At 59.8% G+C, this 19,517-nt stretch carries 18 protein-coding genes; 7 read left to right on the plus strand and 11 right to left on the minus strand.

The features are described 5' to 3' along the window. Positions 1-8 precede the first annotated feature (8 nt). Positions 9-1,040: a benzoate 1,2-dioxygenase electron transfer component BenC gene (gene benC, locus ABWL43_RS09450; RefSeq protein ID WP_404487489.1), complete on the plus strand. Its 1,032-nt coding sequence runs from the start codon at positions 9-11 to the stop codon at positions 1,038-1,040. A gap of 1 nt (position 1,041) precedes the next feature. Next, positions 1,042-1,803: a 1,6-dihydroxycyclohexa-2,4-diene-1-carboxylate dehydrogenase gene (locus tag ABWL43_RS09455; RefSeq protein WP_404487490.1), complete on the plus strand. Its 762-nt coding sequence runs from the start codon at positions 1,042-1,044 to the stop codon at positions 1,801-1,803. Between the two features lie 187 nt (positions 1,804-1,990). Here ABWL43_RS09455 and kdpF read toward each other — a convergent pair whose 3' ends face one another. The 3 genes from kdpF to ABWL43_RS09470 all read right to left on the minus strand — a co-directional run bounded on the left by kdpF (position 1,991) and on the right by ABWL43_RS09470 (position 6,192). After that, positions 1,991-2,089: a K(+)-transporting ATPase subunit F gene (gene kdpF / locus ABWL43_RS09460; RefSeq protein WP_404487491.1), complete on the minus strand. Its 99-nt coding sequence runs from the start codon at positions 2,087-2,089 to the stop codon at positions 1,991-1,993. Positions 2,090-3,223: 1,134 nt separating this feature from the next. Then, positions 3,224-4,387, minus strand: a complete 1,164-nt coding sequence (locus ABWL43_RS09465) for a catalase family protein (protein WP_178119759.1) — start codon at positions 4,385-4,387, stop codon at positions 3,224-3,226. Then, positions 4,384-6,192, minus strand: coding sequence for a di-heme-cytochrome C peroxidase (locus ABWL43_RS09470; protein ID WP_404487492.1), 1,809 nt, complete (start codon positions 6,190-6,192; stop codon positions 4,384-4,386). The genes ABWL43_RS09465 and ABWL43_RS09470 overlap by 4 nt, the downstream gene beginning before the upstream one ends. Before the next feature lie 247 nt (positions 6,193-6,439). On the opposite strand from ABWL43_RS09470, the gene ABWL43_RS09475 reads away from it, so the two are divergent. From ABWL43_RS09475 to ABWL43_RS09490, 4 genes are all read left to right on the plus strand, one after another. Beyond that, a complete protein-coding gene (locus ABWL43_RS09475) occupies positions 6,440-7,180 on the plus strand; it encodes an FKBP-type peptidyl-prolyl cis-trans isomerase (protein ID WP_106580563.1) in 741 nt (246 codons plus the stop codon). Positions 7,181-7,503: 323 nt separating this feature from the next. Beyond that, positions 7,504-7,959, plus strand: coding sequence for a YkvA family protein (locus ABWL43_RS09480; protein WP_058420139.1), 456 nt, complete (start codon positions 7,504-7,506; stop codon positions 7,957-7,959). Positions 7,960-8,055: 96 nt separating this feature from the next. Beyond that, entirely contained in the window at positions 8,056-8,394 is a 339-nt protein-coding gene (locus ABWL43_RS09485; protein WP_119735601.1) for a helix-turn-helix transcriptional regulator, read from the plus strand. Next, positions 8,391-8,762, plus strand: a complete 372-nt coding sequence (locus ABWL43_RS09490; protein ID WP_010565198.1) for a hypothetical protein — start codon at positions 8,391-8,393, stop codon at positions 8,760-8,762. Before ABWL43_RS09485 ends, ABWL43_RS09490 begins: the two co-directional genes overlap by 4 nt. Here ABWL43_RS09490 and ABWL43_RS09495 read toward each other — a convergent pair. Together ABWL43_RS09495 and ABWL43_RS09500 are read right to left on the minus strand one after the other, a co-directional pair. Beyond that, positions 8,759-10,528, minus strand: a complete 1,770-nt coding sequence (locus ABWL43_RS09495) for a bifunctional diguanylate cyclase/phosphodiesterase (RefSeq protein WP_242193609.1) — start codon at positions 10,526-10,528, stop codon at positions 8,759-8,761. The two genes, ABWL43_RS09490 and ABWL43_RS09495, sit on opposite strands and share 4 nt — an antisense overlap. A 118-nt stretch (positions 10,529-10,646) precedes the next feature. Further along, positions 10,647-12,728: a carboxy terminal-processing peptidase gene (locus ABWL43_RS09500; protein ID WP_242193608.1), complete on the minus strand. Its 2,082-nt coding sequence runs from the start codon at positions 12,726-12,728 to the stop codon at positions 10,647-10,649. Positions 12,729-12,866: 138 nt separating this feature from the next. Between ABWL43_RS09500 and ABWL43_RS09505 the strand changes: the two genes are divergently transcribed. Continuing rightward, entirely contained in the window at positions 12,867-13,829 is a 963-nt protein-coding gene (locus ABWL43_RS09505) for a zinc-binding dehydrogenase (RefSeq protein ID WP_404487493.1), read from the plus strand. Between the two features lie 137 nt (positions 13,830-13,966). Here the strand turns inward: ABWL43_RS09505 and ABWL43_RS09510 are convergent, their stop codons facing one another. From ABWL43_RS09510 to ABWL43_RS09535, 6 genes are all read right to left on the minus strand, one after another. Further along, positions 13,967-14,620, minus strand: a complete 654-nt coding sequence (locus ABWL43_RS09510; protein WP_404487494.1) for an HAD family hydrolase — start codon at positions 14,618-14,620, stop codon at positions 13,967-13,969. Between the two features lie 30 nt (positions 14,621-14,650). Further along, the gene (locus ABWL43_RS09515) at positions 14,651-15,640 is read right to left on the minus strand and encodes an ABC transporter ATP-binding protein (protein WP_010565203.1); all 990 of its coding nucleotides are present in this window, start codon (positions 15,638-15,640) and stop codon (positions 14,651-14,653) included. After that, complete coding sequence (locus tag ABWL43_RS09520) at positions 15,637-16,437, minus strand: ABC transporter permease (protein ID WP_106580568.1); 801 nt, start codon at positions 16,435-16,437, stop codon at positions 15,637-15,639. The genes ABWL43_RS09515 and ABWL43_RS09520 overlap by 4 nt, the downstream gene beginning before the upstream one ends. Then, positions 16,424-17,287, minus strand: a complete 864-nt coding sequence (locus ABWL43_RS09525; protein ID WP_277933486.1) for an ABC transporter permease subunit — start codon at positions 17,285-17,287, stop codon at positions 16,424-16,426. Before ABWL43_RS09525 ends, ABWL43_RS09520 begins: the two co-directional genes overlap by 14 nt. After that, on the minus strand, positions 17,266-18,072 hold the full coding sequence (locus ABWL43_RS09530; RefSeq protein WP_145165953.1) for an alkaline phosphatase family protein: 807 nt from the start codon (positions 18,070-18,072) through the stop codon (positions 17,266-17,268). The genes ABWL43_RS09525 and ABWL43_RS09530 overlap by 22 nt, the downstream gene beginning before the upstream one ends. Before the next feature lie 215 nt (positions 18,073-18,287). Continuing rightward, positions 18,288-19,355, minus strand: a complete 1,068-nt coding sequence (locus ABWL43_RS09535; RefSeq protein ID WP_106580571.1) for an ABC transporter substrate-binding protein — start codon at positions 19,353-19,355, stop codon at positions 18,288-18,290. Between the last annotated feature and the right edge of the window lie 162 nt (positions 19,356-19,517).

Here is a 19,517-nt window from a genome sequence, read left to right on the forward strand (position 1 = left end):
ACAGACCCATGAAGTATTCCATAGCGCTCAATTTTGAGGACGGGGTGACCCGTTTCATCGACTGCAAAGTAGGTGAAAAGGTGCTGGACGCGGCCTTTCGGCAGCGCATCAATCTGCCCATGGACTGCTCGGACGGGGTTTGCGGTACCTGCAAATGCCGATGCGAAACCGGCGCCTATGACCTAGGCGACGACTACATCGAGGACGCGCTGAGTGAGGATGAAGCGCAAGAGCGGCAAGTGTTGACCTGCCAGATGGTGCCTCAATCAGACTGCGTTCTCGCCGTGCCGGTCCCTTCCAGCACGTGCAAGACCGGCACCGGCCGCTTCTCTGCCAGCATCACCCGCATTACTCGCCATGCCGATGCAGCGCTGGAAGTCAGTTTTGAACTGGATCAGGCGCCGGTTTTCCTACCCGGCCAATACGTCAACATTGACGTGCCGGGCAGTGGACAGACGCGCTCGTATTCATTCAGCAGTCGCCCGGGAGAAAAACACGCGAGCTTTCTGATCAAGCAAGTGCCCAACGGGCTGATGAGTAGCTGGCTGGAGCGCGCTCGGGAATCCGAGGAAGTCTCAATGACTGGACCATTGGGTAGTTTCTATCTTCGTGAGGTCACTCGACCGCTGCTGTTCCTGGCCGGCGGAACCGGGCTTGCGCCGTTTCTGTCAATGCTCGAAGTGCTCGTCGAACGTGATGAAACTCAGAAGGTATCGCTGATCTATGGCGTGACCCGGGATCAGGATCTGGTGATGGTCGAGGCCCTGAAAGCTCTCACTGAGCGCTTGCCCAATTTCAGCTTCGTCACCTGCGTTGCCGACCCTCAGACCTTCCATCCTCAGCAAGGCTATGTCACCCAGCACATGACCGCTGACATGCTCAACGGTGGCAACGTTGACGCGTATCTCTGCGGACCACCACCGATGGTCGACGCGGTGCGACAGTACTTCAAAGATCAGGGCGTCGTCCCAGCCAACTTCCATTATGAGAAGTTTACGCCCAATGCAATTGTTAGCGGCGACGCCGACCGAGGGCAGTGAAATGAACCCACGTTTCAAAGCAAAAGTTGCGCTAGTGACCGGCGCAGCCCAGGGCATTGGTCGGCGTGTCGCCGAGCGTTTGTTGGAGGAGGGCGCGTTCCTGGTCGCCGTCGACCGTTCTGAACTCGTTCATGAATTGCAGCATGACCGTGCGCTGACCTTGACCGCTGACCTGGAGCGGCACGCAGAATGCGCGCAGGTGATGGCCACGACCAAAGCGCGTTTTGGGCGCATTGATATCCTGATCAACAACGTCGGCGGAACGATCTGGGCCAAACCCTTCGAGCACTACGCCGAGAATGAAATCGAATCCGAAGTGCGCCGCTCTCTGTTCCCCACGTTGTGGTGCTGCCACAGCGCGCTGCCCTACATGCTCGAACAGGGCACCGGCGCCATCGTCAATGTTTCATCAATTGCCACACGGGGCGTGAATCGGGTGCCGTATGGCGCAGCCAAGGGCGGCGTTAACGCACTGACTGCCTGCCTGGCGCTGGAAACTGCCGGCAGTGGCATCCGCGTCAATGCTACCGCACCAGGCGGAACTGAGGCTCCACCGCGCCGTATCCCGCGTAACAACCAACCGCAAAGCGAACAGGAGCGGATCTGGTACCAGCAAATCGTCAATCAAACCATCGACAGCAGTTTGATGAAGCGCTACGGGACCGTTGATGAGCAGGCGGGCGCAATTCTTTTCCTGGCCTCGGACGAGGCTTCCTACATTACGGGCGTGACGTTGCCGGTGGGAGGCGGCGACCTAGGCTGACTCAGCGGTAACATCTGCGGATCTCACATATACAACAAAAATAATGAGACTAACGCCATGAAAACTTATCTACGTACCTGGTTTTGCCGTAATTAAACTTTGCTATGGTTTTTTGGTGTTGTTCTATGCGCGTCACAGGATGTATTTGCTAATAATGGCGTGATGTTGCCCGGCTACGGTTCACTCCCTAGAAGTTTTCAGCGCGGATGAGGGCGTAGCCCAGGTAAGCGAACAGGCCCACGGCACATAAGCCGCTGACGACATAAATGAAGGTCAGTGTGAGCACGGTGCAACTCCCCTTGTTGAAGAAGCGGGGGAGGTTATGCGCTTGGGTATCAAGCCCGGGCACTGATTATGAGGGGCGGTATTAAGACGGTATATAGATGGGTTTTGGCTGGACGAACGAAAACAAGGGATAGCCCGGGGGTGGGGTATCCCTTGAAAAACTGGGGTTCTGCTGATTTCAGGGATCAGCTTATTTGGCTTTCTTTTTCTTTTCGCCGCGGGTGGCGAGGTGCTCGAAGCAAAACGCGGCGGTGCCGAAGAGCGCAATCATTGACAGGACGACCATGCCTAAAGTTGAACTTTCCACGATGACTTCCTACGGGTTTTGGGGGTAGGAATTGACGGTAGAGGGTGGGGGGGTAGTTGCTCAATAGGGACGACGAAATCGTTATGGGGAAGTTGGGATTTATACGGGTTCTTTACGGATCGGGGGGGGAGGGTACATATCCGTTGCTGCGGTAACGGCGGCTGGCGGTTCCGCTCTTACAGCGGGTCACTTTTGGCAAACGCCCGGAATGCCGGCCCAGCCAAAAGTAACCAAAAGGTCTTTGCCCCACCGCTCGGTGCCTCGCTTCGGCCAGCGTGGTTGACGGGGCCTGTCAGATCAAAAGCAAAAGCACGGCGGCCTGAAAGCCGACCTGAGTGGTAGAAGCAAAAGCACAGCAACACACTTCTATCTGATGCACAGAGCTCCAAATGTGGGAGCGGGCTTGCCCGCGAATGCTGTGTGTCAGTCAGCTCATGTGTAACTGACCCACCGCCTTCGCGAGCAAGCCCGCTCCCACAAGTTGACCGAGTTCAGCCGCCAGCACCGCACTGCTTTTGCTTTTCTGTGGGAGCTGGCTTGCCTGCGATGCAGACAACTCGGTGTATCAGGCACAACCAGTTGATGCCATCGCAGGCAAGCCAGCTCCCACATTTGATTGAGTTCAGCTTCCAAGATCAGGTCGGCTGTCAGGCCGCCTCGGCTCAGCTTCTACCACTCAGGTCGGCTACTAGGCCGCCGTGCTCTGCTTTTGATCTCAGGCACACCGAAGCCTAAGCGAGGTGCCGAGTGGTGGGGCAAGAGCCCTTTGGTCACTTTGGGGCTTTTCCAACGTGACCCGCCGTAAGGGCGCAACCCATACCCGACACCTCACAAATTACGACTATGCCGATAGTCGCTCACAGCCTCATACACCGCCTTACGCAACCGATTAATACCCCCAATCGGCCGGTGCGCCTCCAGCCCAAACCACGGATTAAACGACTGGTTGTCACAAGCAAGATTCAACGCCGGCGTATCAAAATCCTGCGCCTCAACCCGCACGGTCGCCACGGTCTCATACGGCGCATCGCTCTCCTTCCATTCAATGCTGGTGTCTTCAATCGGCATGAATTTCTGCGGATTCTGCCGCTGAACCTGCAACACAAAACACGCCGGTACACGGTCGGTCGACAGCTGCTGGCTCAAGGCACTGCGCAGAAAGTTCGGCAGGTCCTGGTTCTGCTTGGGCAACACATACTCAGGGCAACTGAGCGGGTCAGGCGCTACGCGAAACTTGGCATTGGCTGCGCCGAACTTGTAGGGCGACACCGAAAAGTAAGTCGTCTGCGTCGGGCTGGCCGGGGCAGGCGACAGTGTGGCCAGCGCGATAAACAAATGGCGCACCTGCCAGCTGCGCGGGTCTGCCTTGGGAAAGAACGCCAGGACCTTCTTGCCGTCGGCCTGGGCGCCGATGTTTTGCGCATACTCCGCCACATCGCTGACAAAGAAATTCGGATGGCTGAACATCACGAAATCCTGTTCGGTGCGCGCCTGCTGATCTGCCATCAACTGTTTGCCCGGAACATCCAGCAACTTGATCGCCATGCCCCGCGCATCGCGGATGCTGTCGAATTGCGGATAAGCATTGCCATTGGACAGGCGCATCAGTGCCTGCCAGGTTTTGCCCGGCTCGGCGAACACGCCTTGGCGCAATGCCGGGTCAAGATCCGCCACTACGCTGACTTGCGCCTTCACGCAGCCGTGAGCCTTGGCATGCGCATCGCGCAGGTAGCGCGTGCCTTCGCGGTGCTGATCGACGATGCGCACGGCCGTCTGAATGATGCCCTGGGTCATGGCCGCTTCACCGGGCGGGATCTGCTCGTCCGGCGACACCGGGCCGCTGTGCTGCCAGGCAAACCAGGCGGCAGCGATCAGCCAGCCCAGCAGCCCCAGGCCCACCAGCCATAACAGGGTTTTACCCAGAAACGCGCCGAGGCGCAGCCACAGACGCGCGAGCATCGAAGATTCCTTGTAGTCAGATCGGATATTCATGGCAACTGTTGCTCCAGCGGGCCGCCCAGTACTTTGAGGTATTCCAGCAGCGCCCAGCGTTCCTGCGGTTGCAGGCCGCGGCCGATCACGCCATTGCCACGTTGGCCGGCGCGAAACTCGTGGCCGCTGTTGTGATTGCCGGTGACTTTGGTATCGAACAGGAAGCCATTCTTGAACGCCTGCGTTTCAAAGCCCAGGTGGCGCGGGTCGTAGGCGAACGTGCCTTTATAGAAAGTGGTGCTGCGCTCGTCCTGAGGCGAGAGCAATTGGTAGATCGTCGGCACCGAGCCGTTATGCAGGAAGGGCGGCGTGGCCCACACGCCGGCCAGTGGCCGCGCTTTGTAGGCACGCACCTCGCGCACGCCGATAGGCAGGCCGAAACCGTCCAGGCCTGGCCGCTCGGCCGGGGTCACGCCGGCGGCGCGGTAGGCGTGGTCTTCGACAAAGGCGGTGACGTAGGCCAGGCCTTGCGCCACCGACATATTGTGCAGGTCCAGCGGCGCGGTCGGCGTGGGGTGCAGTTCGACGTTGAGCCTGGCCAGTTCCGCCGGGTCCCATTGCAGCGCGCTGAGGTCGTAGCGCTGGTCAGCGATGTTGCTGGCGGTGCCGGGGTCGGTGCCGATGTATTCAACGGGGAGCATTTTCAACTGCTGCACCGGGCGGCCATTGACCTGGCTGACGGCGGGCACATGGCAACCGGCGCAGTTCTCGGCGAACAACGCGCGGCCCTGGGCGGCGAGGGGTTTGTCGATGGCGCCGAACAAGTCTTCCGGCCAAGTGGGCGGCTTGAGGCGTTGCAGGGTTTCTTCGATCAGGTTGAGGTCACGCACGCGCACGCTGGAAGGGTAGCGCGCTTCGCCTTGAAGGGGCTGGCCGGCACTGTCGAAGAAGTCCAGTGTCGCGCCGACGCCGAGGGCTTCGCCGATGTTGCGCGCCATGGGTTGCTGGGCCGAACCGTTCCATTGCACCCAGTCGAAGGTCCAGATATCCCACAGGTGCGGGTAGTCCACCGGAGCATTGGCAACGCGGTAATTGTCCGGCGAGATTGCGTCGCCAAAGCTGGCATTGGCGATGCGGCCAAACGCGTCGGTACGGCCCGGGCCTTCTTCGGTGGGGTAGAGGCCGCGGTGGGTGTCATTCCAGGCGACTTTGAGGAACTGGTTGAGCGACCGTTTGAAGTCCTGACGCAGCTGGCCATGTTCGGCGTCGTATCGATCCCCCAGCACTTGGCGGGCAAAGCGCTCGAATTTCCACGGGTTGTAATAGGTGGCGGCCAGGCTGGCCACCAGTGCCTGGCCGAAGCTGCCGCCGCGCAAGGTGGGCACGCTGGAGGGCAGCACGTGCTGGGCCGAGCCGCCATCAATGCGCAGAGCCTGGCCTTTGAAGTGCAGCTCGCCGGTGTGGCAGGCGGCGCAGGTGATATCCAGGTATTCAACTGTGCTGCCGGCATTCTGATGGCGGGCAAAACCGACTGGCAGGTTGCCGGGGTTCTGCGCGGTGGGGACCTGCTTGGGGTCGACCAGAAAACCAAAGCGCGCCAGGTACTCGGGCGTGGCAAAACGCTGTTCGGAGAACGGCAGCTCCAGGGCGGTGAACCATTCGTAGTGCAGGCCTTTCACTTGAGTGCCCTGAGGCGTGAAGTAGTAGGTCTGGCGATCGGCGGCACTCCATTGATCCTGGTAGCGCACTTGCTGCACGGGCACGTAGTCGGGCAGCTTGGGGTTGATGGTGTAATAGAGCACGACGGCCAGCAGCAGGCCGAGGGCGAGCAATATCAGAAGCAAAACACGGGAAAAAATGCGCAAGATAACTATCCTTGTCGAGTTGTCGCGTTGTTATGCCACTACGCCATAGGTGCGGCAAGTGGCCATGAGCCTGGTTGCAGGCAGTCCCGCGATCCGTCGCGGGCCTCCATCATGAATGAAAATGCTTTTAAACACGTGAACTTATCGGAAGTTTCCTGCTCACATGCCGGTAGCCATTGGTCGTGGCCGCCTGATAAGCTCGCGACTTTACTCGAATGCCCTTTTGGCGCACGAACAAGGAAATAGCATGAAACAGCATCGGTTGGCGGCGGCGGTGGCCCTGGTTAGCCTGGTACTTGCGGGTTGTGATTCGCAGACCAGCGTAGAGCTGAAAACCCCGGCGCAGAAAGCTTCCTACGGTATCGGCCTGAACATGGGCAAAAGTCTTGCCCAGGAAGGCATGGATGACCTGGACTCCAAAGCGGTAGCCCAAGGCATCGAAGATGCCGTCGGCAAGAAAGAACAGAAGCTGAAAGACGACGAACTGGTTGAAGCGTTTGCCGCACTGCAGAAGCGTGCAGAAGAACGTATGACCAAAATGAGCGAAGAGTCGGCAGCCGCCGGCAAGAAATTCCTCGAAGAAAACGCCAAGAAAGACGGCGTAGTGACCACTGCTTCCGGTCTGCAGTACAAGATCGTGAAGAAGGCCGACGGCGCTCAGCCTAAGCCGACCGACGTGGTGACTGTTCACTACACCGGCAAGCTCACCAACGGCACGACCTTTGACAGCTCCGTTGATCGCGGTAGCCCGATTGACCTGCCGGTCAGCGGCGTGATCCCGGGTTGGGTTGAAGGCCTGCAACTGATGCACGTTGGCGAGAAGGTCGAGTTGTACATCCCGTCTGACCTGGCCTACGGCGCTCAGAGCCCGAGCCCGGCGATTCCAGCCAACTCCGTGCTGGTATTCGACCTGGAACTGCTGGCCATCAAGGACCCAGCCAAGGCTGAAGCCCCTGACGCACCTGCTGCTCCAGCCGCCAAGAAGTAATCGGCGCCTGAACAGACAACGCCCCGTTTCGACGGGGCGTTGTCGTATCTGGGGCCCGGAAAATCCGCGTGATTCACACCCGACGTAAATTCAAACGAACCCCTGCAAACTGAAACAGTCTGATATAAGACTCGAGCACGGGTAGCCGCACATCAACGCCAAGTCAATGAAATCTTGGGTTTTTTTTATGTGCGCAAAAAACGCCCGATCTGACTGCAAGCCTTGTAGTCCGTGGCTTTCAGCCGATAAAACAGGCTCTGTTCACAAGGTTATCCACAATTTGTGTGGATAACCTTTTATGTCGCCTGGAACTGGAGTGACAGATGAAACCACCGTTCAATTTCACCCGTTTCCTGCCCATGGCCGCGCGTCTGCTTGGCCGTGGGCGTTTGCCAACCCTGCTGTTTGCCGTCGCCGCAAAAGGCTCAAGCCAGGGCAATCGCCTGGGTAAGCTCAAGGATGATCTCAAATTGCTTCAGGCCCTGTGCCTGGCCTACTGGCGCGGCGAATACCGGGCAATCAGCCCCAAGGCGCTGATTTCGGTGGTGGCGGGCTTGATGTACTTCCTCAGCCCGATTGACGCGATCCCGGACTTTATCCCGGTATTTGGCATGCTCGATGACATCGCGGTGCTGGCATGGGTCATGAAGACCCTGGACGGAGAACTGAGCGCCTTTCGCGCCTGGCGTGACGCCCAGCGCCCGGAAAAGCTCGCAGTGGTTGAGCGCTTGCCTGCGACGCCTGCGCTGCTGGCTGAGGAAAACCCGCAAAAAAACTGATCACCCGGCTATCCCCCTGCGACCTTTGTGGCTGTTAGGATTACACTCCTAAGGAAAGAGCTTACTTAGTGAGTGTTGTTATCCTACGGGGCAGTCATGGATATTCAGATAATTTCACGCAATGGCGAACCCGAGTACGCGGTGTTGCCATGGGACCAGTACCAGGCGCTACTAAAAGCCGCCGGTCAGCAACAACCAGCACTCCCTCCTTCTTCTGACGCTCAGGTCGCTCCCGATCAGGCTTTGCGCCCGCTCGCGGACCTGCGCGGCCTGCGTGAAACCCGGGGACTGGCCATCGAAACCCTGGCCCGCACCGTGGGTATCAGCCCCTCGTATCTCGGATTGATTGAAAGTGGTGAACGCCAGCCGGATGCCGCCATTCGCCGCAGCCTGGCCTGGGAATTGGGCGTTGCAGGTTGGAGGGATGAATCTTGAGCCTACGTATCAGCCGTCAACACTGGGATGGACTACTCAACGAACTGGATCAGGCGCGCCGCCAGCGTCACCTGCTGACCTACCGCGCGCTGCTGGAGCGTCTGCAATTTCCCACGCCGGCCATGCAGACCCTGGCCGCCGCCCTTGAGCACCTGGCCGCGCTGGACGCCAAGGCCGAGCAGCCGTTGCGCAGCTCACTGGTGATCAGCCAGGGTGCCAGCCGCCTGCCGCGTACCGGTTTCTTCGAATGCGTGGAGCGCCTGGGGCGTTTCAGCGGGCCGTCCGATGGCGTGGCCGCCGCCTCCTGGCACGCCTCGGAAGTAGTGCGCGTGTTCGAATACGACTACCCGGAGTCTGCCGAGGCCTAAAGCGCCTGGGCCAGCATGTCCATGCTGTCGATCACATGAATGCTGTAGCCCGCCACATCCTTGGCGTGGTGCTTGGCCTGCGAGGCCAGCTCCGCCAACTGGCTGGCATCGAGTTGCCCACAGGCCTGTGGATATAAGTGAACCACGCCGATCGACAGCGACAGCAAGGCGAACTCCTGACGCGCGCCCTGGCGGTTCAATGCCACAAAGCAGCCGGCGTCGAGGTGTTCAGCGCGGTAGAAGCGTCGGCACTGGGTGTGAAAGTCATCCAGCAACTGGTTGAGGCGCTTGCGCCAATCCTGTGGGCCCAGCACCAGCAAAAAATCGTCGCCGCCGATATGCCCGACAAAGTCGCGGCTGGGGTCAACCCGGTCGTTGAGGCATTGCGCCAGGCAGAGCAAGACCTCATCCCCGCGCCCGTAGCCGTAGATATCGTTGAACGGCTTGAAGCTGTCGATATCCACGTAGCAGATCACTGACTCTCTTTGTTGCTGCAACAGCCGCGTCAGGCATTGCTGGATCGGCACGTTGCCCGGCAGCAGCGTCAGCGGGTTGGCGTAACGCGCCTGCTGGATCTTCAGCTCGGTGATCAGCTTGAGCACATCGATCACCCGCCCCAGGCCCAGGTAATCGCCATTGAGCGTGATGATGAAATCCTCTTCAATCCGTTGCCGTGCGCGGCTGGTCAGCAGGCGGCTGACTTGCTGCAGTGATTGGCTCAACTCAACCGCCAAAAAGTCATCGCTCATCAAACGGCTGATGGGCTTGCGCGCGAACAGGTCGGTGGCGAAGGGCTTGAGCAGGGCGTCCGATAACGAATGCCGGTGCACGATGCCGACCGGGTGGCCACGCCCGTCCAGTACCGCCAGCGAATTGAGATTGGCCTGACGACGGAACGACTCCAGCACTTGGGCAGTGGCCGTGTCCTGGTCCACCGCCGGTTGCTCGTTCAGCAGGGCACTGAGGTCGCTGCCTTCTTCGCTCAGGGCGAGGTTGGCGTTGTCCTGCTTGGGCAGCATCAGGCGTGCTTCCTGGGGCGGCTGTTCCTGCGGGCGGCAGAGCAGGTAGCCCTGGACCAGGTCCACGCCCATCTCGGTCAACACCGCCAATTCTTCGGGTAACTCAATACCTTCGGCAATGACCTGTGCCCGCGACGCCCTGGCGATTTGCAGGATGGAACCGACGAACTCACGCTTGAGCGCGTCCTGATGGATGCCGTCGATAAAATGCCGGTCAATCTTCACGTAGTCCGGGCGCAGCTCTGACCACAACCGCAGGCTGGAATAGCCGGCGCCCAGATCATCCAGGGCGATGGCGAAGCCCATGTCGCGGTAATGGTGCAGTGCGGTTTGCAGCAGATCGAAGTCGTCGGTAGGGGTCTGCTCGGTGAGTTCGATCACCACTTGGCTGGGGGGAATGCCGACGTCGCGCAGCAGTTGCAAGGTGCGCCCCGGTTGATGCGCGGTCTCCATCAAGGATTCCGGCGAGATATTCAGGAACAGCTTGCCTGGCAGTTTCTGTTCGCTGAACCGTCGACACGCGCTTTCGCGGCAGGCCATTTCCAGTTCACTGAGGCGCCCGATATGCCTGGCCACGGAAAACAGCGCGACCGGGGAGTGCAATGGGCTATTGGAGGGGCCACGGCTGAGGGCTTCGTAGCCGAGGATGCGCCGTTCGGACAGGCAAATGATCGGTTGGAACAGGCTGTGCAAACTGCCTTGAGCCAGGATAGAGCCCAATGCATTCAGCTGTTCGGTCATGGTCATGGCGATCTCGATCGAAAAAAAAGGACCGCGGGCTTGGCGCCTGCGGTCCTTCATTTCACGACAGAATGATGTCTATATGATGACACTCCGAGGAGCGTTCACATTAAACTGCCATCATTTACTGCTTGGCCACCTGCTTGCTGATCTTCAGGTAGTCGAGCAGGATCCGGCCTGTTTCAGACAGGTAGGCGTCGTCTTCCGGCTTGGTTTTTTCCGGCTCGGTCGGCAGCGCATCTTCATCTTCTTTCTTCAGTTCCTTGAGCGGGTCTTCGCCTTTGGCCTTGCGGCGGGCGTTTTCCAGTACCAGTTGCTGATTTTCGATGCTGGTGTGCTGCGCACGGCGATCGGCTTCGTTGAGGCTGACGGTTTTCTCTTCCATCAGCTTCTTGGCCAGGGCCAGTTTGTCGCGGATGAACACAAACTCGGCATCCTTGGCGGAGCGCGCGTCATGGTCAGCCTTCAACTGCGTCAGGAACGGTTTGAACGGGTCCGACGCCGGCTTGATCGCAGGGCGGATGGTGTCCCACGGCATGGCTTCAGGCAGGGCGCTCTCGCCGATTTCCTTGGTGTCGATGATCGACGGGAAGTCGACATCCGGCAGCACGCCCTGATGCTGGGTGCTCTGCCCGGAAACCCGGTAGAACTTGGCCAGGGTCAGTTTCAGCTCGCCATGGTTGAGCGGCTGAATGGTCTGCACGGTGCCTTTACCGAAGGTCTGGCCGCCGATGATCAGCGCACGGTGGTAGTCCTGCATCGCGCCGGCGAAAATCTCCGAGGCCGAAGCCGAGAGACGGTTGACCAGCAGCGCCATCGGCCCTTTGTAGAAGGCACCCGGGTTCTCGTCTTCAAGCACGTCGACACGGCCGTCAGCGTTGCGTACCAACACGGTCGGGCCTTTGTCGATAAACAGGCTGGTCAGCTCGGTGGCTTCCTGCAGGGAACCGCCGCCGTTGTTGCGCAGATCGATCACTACGCCGTCGACTTTGTCCTTCTGCAGCTCGGTCAGGATTTTCTTCACGTCGCGGGTGGTGGACTTGTAGTCCGGATCACCGGCACGGAACGCTTTGAAGTCCAGGTAGAAGGCCGGGATCACAATCACGCCGAGCTTGTAATCCTTGCCATCCTGCTTGAGGTTCAGGATCTGCTTCTGCACGGCCTGGTCTTCAAGCTTCACCGCTTCACGGGTGATGGACACGATCTTGCTGGTCTGGTCGTTCGGCGCATTGGTGTGCGGAATCACTTCCAGGCGCACCACGCTGCCTTTCGGCCCGCGGATCAGCTTGACCACTTCGTCCAGACGCCAGCCGACCACGTCGACCATCTCTTTGTCAGCCTGGGCCACGCCGATGATCTTGTCGGCCGGGGCGACCTGCTTGGTCTTGTCTGCCGGACCTGCCGGCACCAGACGCACGATCTTGACCTGGTCATTGTCGCTTTGCAGGACGGCACCGATGCCCTCCAGCGACAGACTCATGTTGATATCAAAGTTTTCCGCATTATCTGGCGACAGATAATTGGTGTGCGGGTCGTAGGACATTGCGAAGGTGTTGATGTAGGCCTGGAAGATATCTTCGGCACGGGTCTGGTCCAGACGTGCCAGCTGATTCTTGTAGCGCTTGGTCAACAGCTCTTGAATGGCCTTGGGCTCTTTGCCGGCGATCTTCAAGCGCAGCACTTCGTCCTTGACGCGTTTGCGCCACAGGTCGTCAAGGGCGGCACTGCTGGTCAGCCAAGGCGCGTCCTTGCGATCCACCAGAAGGGTTTCCTTCTGGGTAAAGTCGAGCTTGTCGACACCTTTGTCCAGCTCAGCCAGGGCGAAGTCCAGACGCGCTTTGACGCGGTCCAGGTAACGCTTGTAGATGGTGAAGCCGGGCTGCAGGTCGCCGCTTTTGAGGAAGTCGTCGAACTGGGTCTTCCACTTGTCGAACTCAGCGATATCGCTGGCCAGGAAGTAGCTGCGCGACGGATCCAGCAGCTTGAGGTAGCTGTCGTAGATGATCACCGAGCGCGCGTCGTCCAGCGGCGGCTTGCTGTAGTGATGACGCTTGAGCAACTCGACGACGTTAAGGCTTGCAATCACCTCATCGCGATCAGGCTGAAGGTTGTCCCAGCTGTTGGCTGCGAACGTATTGGTCGACATCGACGCGAAGCCGAGACCAATGAAAAAAGCGAGGGCGGTGCTGGGGAACAGATGCTTCATGCTGATTCGACGCGGGGGCAATTGATAACGCATATTAGGCCGTCTTTGAGGGAGCCGGTTCCATATGATCCGGTCGCATAATGCAAAAAGCCCGGCGCTATAGCTACGGGCTCAGTCCAGACTCACTATGGAGGCACTGTGAAAGCATTGCAAGGCGTTGAAGGTCATGTGGAGTGGCTGACAGAACCCAGCCCTACCTGCGATGTAGGCCAAGTTCGCATTCGTGTGGCGGCTGCGGGCCTTAATCGCGCCGATTTATTACAGCGCGCCGGGCTCTATCCGCCGCCGCCTGGTGCCAGCCACGTGCTGGGTCTTGAGTGCTCCGGGGTCATCAGTGAGGTCGGGCCGGGGTCGTCCTGGCAGGTCGGTGACCGCGTCTGCGCATTGCTCGCCGGTGGCGGCATGGCCGAAGAAGTGGTGGTGGACGCGCGCCACGTCCTGCCGGTGCCGGAAGGCTTGTCGCTGACCGAAGCGGCGGCATTGCCTGAGGTGTACAGCACCGCGTGGCTGAATCTGTTCCAGCTGGCGGGCCTCAAGCCCGGCGAAAAAGTCTTGCTGCATGCTGGCGCCAGTGGCGTGGGCTCGGCGGCGATCCAGCTGTGCAAGGCGTTTGGCAGCCCGTGCTGGGTCAGCGTCGGCTCGGCGCAGCGCCTGGCGTACTGCGAGGCACTCGGTGCCCAGGGCGGCGTGGTACGTACTGACGGCATTGAAGGGCTAAGCGATTTCGGGCCGTTCGATGTGATCCTTGACCCGGTGGGTGGCAACTACGCCGCGCTGGACCTCAAGCTGCTGGCCCTGGACGGCCGTTGGGTATTGATCGGCCTGATGGGCGGGCGCGACGCGCAGCTCGACCTGGCGCAGGTGCTGGGCAAGCGCATTCAGTTGCTCGGCTCGACCCTGCGCAGCCGCAGCGATCAGTTCAAGGCAGACTTGTTCAGTGACTTGAGCCAGCATGTATGGCCGCTTTTTGCCGAGGGACGCCTGAGCCCGCAACTGGCCAAGACCTTCCCGATCAAGGATGCCGAGGCGGCGTTCGCTGAGTTGGCGAGCAATCAGATTTCGGGGAAATTGGTGTTGGTGATTGACGAGACGTTGGCCTGATCTCAAGTTGAAATGCAGTGAGTGTGGGAGCTGGCTTGCCTGCGATAGCGGTGCCTCAGTGAAGAATGTTTCATCTGGTACACCGCTATCGCAGGCAAGCCAGCTCCCACCGTTGATTGCATTTCAATTAAATAGAGTCACACCCAGTGATGAATCGGCCAACCGGCCTTTTGCGCATGTTCACGCAACACCGGATCCGGATTCACCACCTGCGGGTGATCCACTTTCAGCAGCAACGGTAAATCATTGCGTGAATCCGAGTAGAAATACGCGCCGTCGAGCGTCTCGCCTTCCTGCTCCAGCCATTCCAGCAACCGCGTGATCTTGCCTTCACGGTACGTCAGCACGCCCACGGTATGGCCGCTGTACACGCCATGGCTGACATCCAGGTCGATGCCCAGCACTTCATCAATACCGATACGTGCCGCAATGGGTTTGACCAAGTGAGTGCCCGACGCGGAAATCACCAGAATCCGGTCACCATTCGCGCGGTGGCGGGCGATGGTCTTGGTGGCGTCGCTGTAGATCAGCGGCTCGATGACGTCCTCGACCCATGGCTCTACCAGGTGCTCGATCTCTTCCGGCGTGCGGCCGATCATTGGCTCCAGGCTGAAGTCCATGAAGTCTTCCATGTGCAGCTTGCCCTGGCCGTAGGCGTCCATCAGTTCGTTGTTCTTGCGCATGAATGACTCAGGGTCGACCCAGCCCAGGCGGCCCATCTGCTCGCTCCACAGCGTGGCGCAGTCGCCGTGGATCAAGGTGTCGTCCAAATCAAAAATTACCAATGCCATCCGTCATGCTCTCTGAAATAAATCGTGGCGTCAGGCTACTTCACACAACGCACTGGGGTCGATGGAAAGTGCCAGGCGCTGGCCATCCGGGTGCAGATCGTCGGCGGAACGGTTGAGCACATCCACCACCAATTCCACGCCGCGCGCCTCGATGCGGTAGCGAATCACGTTGCCCAGCAGGCTGTGGCTGCGCACCAGAGCGTCCAGTTCGCCGCTGCGGCTCAGTTCGATGGCCTCTGGGCGAATCGCAATGCGCCCGCTGATCGGGCGCTGCAGCAATTGGCTGGCCTTGTCGGCGTCGAGCAGGTTGTAGTTGCCGATGAAACCGGCGGCGAACACATCCACCGGCGCGGTGTAGAGCGTTTCGGCATCACCGCTTTGCACGATCTTGCCCTGGTTCATCAGGAAGATGCGGTCGGACATGGTCAGGGCTTCTTCCTGATCATGGGTGACGAAAATCGTGGTCAGCCCCAATTCGCGCTGGATCTGGCGGATCTGCTCGCGCAGGTGCTTGCGGATCCGCGCGTCCAGCGCCGACAGTGGCTCATCGAGCAGCAACAGGCGTGGACGGGTCACCAGCGAGCGGGCGAGGGCCACGCGCTGGCACTGGCCACCGGACATCTGATGCGGGTAGCGGCCGGCGAGCTCCTTGAGCTCCACCAGTTGCAGCACTTCCTGCACGCGCTTGTGGCTGTCGTCGGCGTTGACCTTTTGCATGCGCAGGCCGAAGGCAACGTTCTGCTCCACGGTCATGTTGGGGAACAGCGCATAGCTTTGGAACACCATGCCGATGTGGCGTTTCTGCGGGCTAAGGGGAACGATGTCCTGGCCATCCAGCAGAATTTTGCCACTGTCCACCGACGTGAGGCCGGCGATGCAACGCAGCAAGGTCGACTTGCCGCAACCGGACGGGCCGAGCAGGGTGACGAATTCGCCCTTGGCGATTTCGCAGTTGATGTCACTGAACACCGGGGTGCCGGCGTAGCCTTTTTGCAGGTGTTGGACGCTGACGAAGCTCATTGGCTTTTGTCCTTGTTCAAGATATTGGCGGCCCAGGTCAGCACCAGCACAAAGAAGAAATAGGAAATGACGACGGCACTGGTGAAGTGGCCGCTGCTGTTGCGCATGTTGTTGAGGTACACCTGCAGGGTTTCGTAGCGGGTGCCCACCAGGATGTTGGCGAACACGAACTCACCGAACAGGAACGAGAACGACAGCAGCAGCGCCACCATCAAGCCCTTGCGCAGGTTCGGCAGCACCACCAGGATCGCCGCCTGCCAAGTGCTCGCGCCGAGCAATTGCGAGGCGTCCATCAAGTCGCGCAGGTTGATCGCTTGCAGGTTGTTGGTGATCGCGCGGTACATGAACGGCAGGGCCACGGTGAAGTAGCAGCCGATCAGAATCCACGGCGTGCCCACCATCGCCAGCGGCCCGGAACCGTAGAGTTGCAGCAGGCCCACCGACGACACCACCGGCGGCACCGCGAAAGGCAGCAGGATGAGGATGTTCATCAGCGCGTCGAGCCGGGGGAAGTGGTAATGCACCACGAACAGCAGCGGCAGAATCAGCACCACCGACAGGATCAGCGCACCCACGCACACCAGCAGCGATTGGCCAAAGGCGGCCAGAAAGCGTGGGTCGCTCCACAGTTGCACATACCATTTCACCGTGAAGCCGGCGGGCAGGATTGTCGCTGACCAGCTGCTGGCAATGGAGTAGACAAAGGTGCCCACCAGCGGCAACACCAAAATCGCAAACAACAGGTACACCACTACGCGATGGTAGAGGGAGGCCGAGCCGGCTTCAGCGCGAGACATGGTAGCTCCTCTTGAGCAGCAGTTGATGAACCACGGTGACCACGGTCATCAGCGCCACCAGCACCACGGCCAGGGCACTGGCCATGTTCGGGTCCAGGGAAATATCACCGGAGACCATCGCCGCAATGCGAATCGGCAGCACGTTGAAGTTGCCGGTGGTCAGCGCGTACACCGTGGCATAGGCGCCGAGCGCATTGGCCAGCAGGATCACGAAAGTGCCGAGCAGCGCAGGGGTCAGCACCGGCAAGCCGATGTGCCGCCAGAACTGCCAGCCGCTGGCGCCCAGCAGCGAGGCCGACTCGCGCCAGTCTTCACGCAACGCATCGAAGGCCGGGTAGAGCAGCAGCACGCCCAATGGAATCTGAAAATAGGTGTACAGAATGATCAGGCCGGTTTTGGAATACAGGTTGAAGTCCTGAATGATCCCGGCCTGCTTGAGCATGATCGTGATGCTGCCGTTGAAGCCCAGCAGGATGATGAAGGCGAAGGCCAGGGGCACGCCGGCAAAGTTGCTGGTCATGTTGGCGAAGGCGGTGACGAAATTGCGCAAAGGCCCATCGACGCGGCGCAACGAATAGCTGCCGAGCACCGAGATGATGATGCCGAACACGCTGGAGTAGAAGCTGATCTCCAGGCTGTACTGGATGGCTTGCAGGTAGAACTTCGAACTGAAGATCTTGATGAAGTTGGCCACGCCCCAGCCGGACTCCTCCGATTGCAGGCTGTTGATCAACACCCACACCAGCGGGGCGATTTCAAACACGATAAAGAACAGCGCAAAGGGCACCAGGCACAGGATCGCCAGCCATTTGCCACGGGTTAGGGAATTCACTTCAACAGCTCCCGGCATACAGGTTTGTCGTGGGGCACACCGAGCAGTTCGCAGACAGTGCCGCACAGTTCGGTTTGCTTGGGGGTAGCGGCAGGGTCGAAGTTGAAGGCCGAGCCCAGCACGAACAGCGGCACTTCACGCTCCTCGGGCAGCAGGCCGTTATGCGAGCGATCGTTGTTCATGCCGTGGTCGGCGGTCACCAGCACCTGGTAGCCGGCGTCGAGCCAGCCTTGCAGGTAATCGGCGAGGATGATGTCGGCCGAGCGTGCGCTGTTGCGGTATTGCGAGGTATCGAGGCCATGCTTGTGGCCGGCGTCATCGATGTTCATCGGGTGCACCACGAGGAAGTTCGGCGCGTGTTTGCGGCGCAGGCTTTCGGCGTCGGCGAACAGGTGCGAATCCGGGTAATGGTCATTCCAGTAGAAGTGCCCGTGCTGGATCGCCAGCGCCGTGTCGTCGGTATGGCGATCACGCGCGGCAATAAAGGGCGTGCGGTTATACAACTCGCTGACCCAGTGGTAAGCCGCCGCCGCTGTGGTGAGGCCGGCGTCGGTGGCGTAATGGAAAATGCTGCGCTGGTTGGACAGGCGCGAGACATGGTTGTGGACGATGCCGCTGTCGATCGGGGGCACGCCGGTGAGGATGCATTCATACAACGGCCGGGACAGGGCCGGCAGTTCACAGTCCAGTTTGTAAAGCGCTGCGCGTCCTGCGCCGATATAGGCCTGCAGATGCCCCATGGCATGTCGGGCAACCTCGTAGTTCAGGCCGTCGAGCACCACAAGGATGACGTTGTGCTTCATAGGGGCTGGGGCTCCGCGACGGTAGGTTCGACTCAATTTCCCTGGCTGAACGGGATCAACAGTGGGAACTGGCTTATGTGGGAGCTGGCTTGCCTGCGATAGCATCACCTCGGTTCATATGAGGCACCGAGTCGTCTGCATCGCGGGCAAGCCCGGCTCCCACACAAGCCAGCTCCCACACTGACCGTGTTCCACTTAAACAGGCGTGTTAAGCCTTACTGCATATTGATGATGACTTCTTCCTGCCACTTCTGCGGCAGTGCCTTGGAGGTCTTCTCCCACGCGTCGGCATCCTTGATCGGCGTGACTTTCTTGTATTGCTCGTTTGGCAGCAGCTTGGCCTGCACGTCAGCCGGCAAGGTCAAGTGCTCGGCACGGATCGGACGGGCGTTGCCGCGCGCCAGGTTGGTCTGGCCGGCGTCGCTGAAGATGTACTCACGGGTCAGCTTGGCGGCGTTCGGGTGCTTGGCGTATTTGTTGATGATGGTGGTGTAGCCGGAAATCACCGAGCCGTCCGATGGAATCAGCACCACGTAGTCATCCGGGTTGGCCATCTTGGCTTTGTAGCTCAGGCCGTTGAAGTCCCAGACCACGCCCACTTCGACTTCGCCTTTTTCCATGGTGGCGATGGTCGGGTTGGCCAGCGACAGGCGGCCTTGCTTGGCGATGTCGGCAAACATCAGCAGCGCAGGCTGGATGTTCTTCTCGTCGCCACCGTTGGCCAGGGCTGCCGCGAGCACGCCGTTGGCGGCCTGGGCGGCGGTGCTCACGTCACCGATGGAAACCTTGTATTTGCCGGTTTTCAAGTCAGCCCAGCTTGTTGGAGCTTCGGAGCCGTGCAGCAGCTTTTTATTAACGATAAAGGCGATGGTGCCGGTGTAGGCCAGGGCCCAGTTGCCGTCTTTATCTTTTGCCCAGTCCGGCACTTGCGCCCAGGTGCTCGGCTTGTACGGTTGGGCCACGCCCTGTTTCACCGCAATCGGGCCGAAGGCGGCGCCGACGTCACCGATATCGGCGCTGGCGTTGTCTTTCTCGGCGGCGAACTTGGCGATTTCCTGGGCTGAGCTCATGTCGGTGTCGATGTGCTTGAGGCCGTAGGTCTTGGCCAGGTCTTCCCAGGTGCCTTTCCAGTTGGCCCAGTCATCGGGCATGCCGACGCTGTTGACGGCGCCTTCGGCTTTCGCGGCGGCTTCCAGAGTCTTTAGATCGGTATCAGCAGCCATGGCGGCGGTGCACATGGCAATGGTCGAGCCTAACAGTGATGCCAGGAAAAGCTTTTTCATCCGAAGCTCCTTTGGGCGTTTTCAACGCGGCGTTTTTATGAACGTTTGCGGTGGTGTTGGTCTAGGTCAGAGCAATACCTGAGCCAATCTAGGCTCGGTGCATGACAGTTTCATGTCGATGTCGTTTTTAAATCGCTTTTGTCGCGCAGTGCAGGCTTAGCG

This window comes from Pseudomonas sp. HT11, assembly GCF_044875395.1.
Lineage (GTDB): Bacteria > Pseudomonadota > Gammaproteobacteria > Pseudomonadales > Pseudomonadaceae > Aquipseudomonas.

Excerpts from the sequence above, each read along its gene's own strand:
- benC (WP_404487489.1), top strand. The coding sequence starts at position 9 with ATGAAGTATTCCATAGCGCTCAATTTTGAGGACGGGGTGACCCGTTTC.
- ABWL43_RS09455 (WP_404487490.1), top strand. The coding sequence starts at position 1,042 with ATGAACCCACGTTTCAAAGCAAAAGTTGCGCTAGTGACCGGCGCAGCC.
- ABWL43_RS09465 (WP_178119759.1), bottom strand. The coding sequence starts at position 4,387 with ATGAATATCCGATCTGACTACAAGGAATCTTCGATGCTCGCGCGTCTG.
- ABWL43_RS09475 (WP_106580563.1), top strand. The coding sequence starts at position 6,440 with ATGAAACAGCATCGGTTGGCGGCGGCGGTGGCCCTGGTTAGCCTGGTA.
- ABWL43_RS09480 (WP_058420139.1), top strand. The coding sequence starts at position 7,504 with ATGAAACCACCGTTCAATTTCACCCGTTTCCTGCCCATGGCCGCGCGT.
- ABWL43_RS09485 (WP_119735601.1), top strand. The coding sequence starts at position 8,056 with ATGGATATTCAGATAATTTCACGCAATGGCGAACCCGAGTACGCGGTG.
- ABWL43_RS09495 (WP_242193609.1), bottom strand. The coding sequence starts at position 10,528 with ATGACCATGACCGAACAGCTGAATGCATTGGGCTCTATCCTGGCTCAA.
- ABWL43_RS09500 (WP_242193608.1), bottom strand. The coding sequence starts at position 12,728 with ATGAAGCATCTGTTCCCCAGCACCGCCCTCGCTTTTTTCATTGGTCTC.
- ABWL43_RS09510 (WP_404487494.1), bottom strand. The coding sequence starts at position 14,620 with ATGGCATTGGTAATTTTTGATTTGGACGACACCTTGATCCACGGCGAC.
- ABWL43_RS09515 (WP_010565203.1), bottom strand. The coding sequence starts at position 15,640 with ATGAGCTTCGTCAGCGTCCAACACCTGCAAAAAGGCTACGCCGGCACC.
- ABWL43_RS09520 (WP_106580568.1), bottom strand. The coding sequence starts at position 16,437 with ATGTCTCGCGCTGAAGCCGGCTCGGCCTCCCTCTACCATCGCGTAGTG.
- ABWL43_RS09525 (WP_277933486.1), bottom strand. The coding sequence starts at position 17,287 with ATGCCGGGAGCTGTTGAAGTGAATTCCCTAACCCGTGGCAAATGGCTG.
- ABWL43_RS09530 (WP_145165953.1), bottom strand. The coding sequence starts at position 18,072 with ATGAAGCACAACGTCATCCTTGTGGTGCTCGACGGCCTGAACTACGAG.
- ABWL43_RS09535 (WP_106580571.1), bottom strand. The coding sequence starts at position 19,355 with ATGAAAAAGCTTTTCCTGGCATCACTGTTAGGCTCGACCATTGCCATG.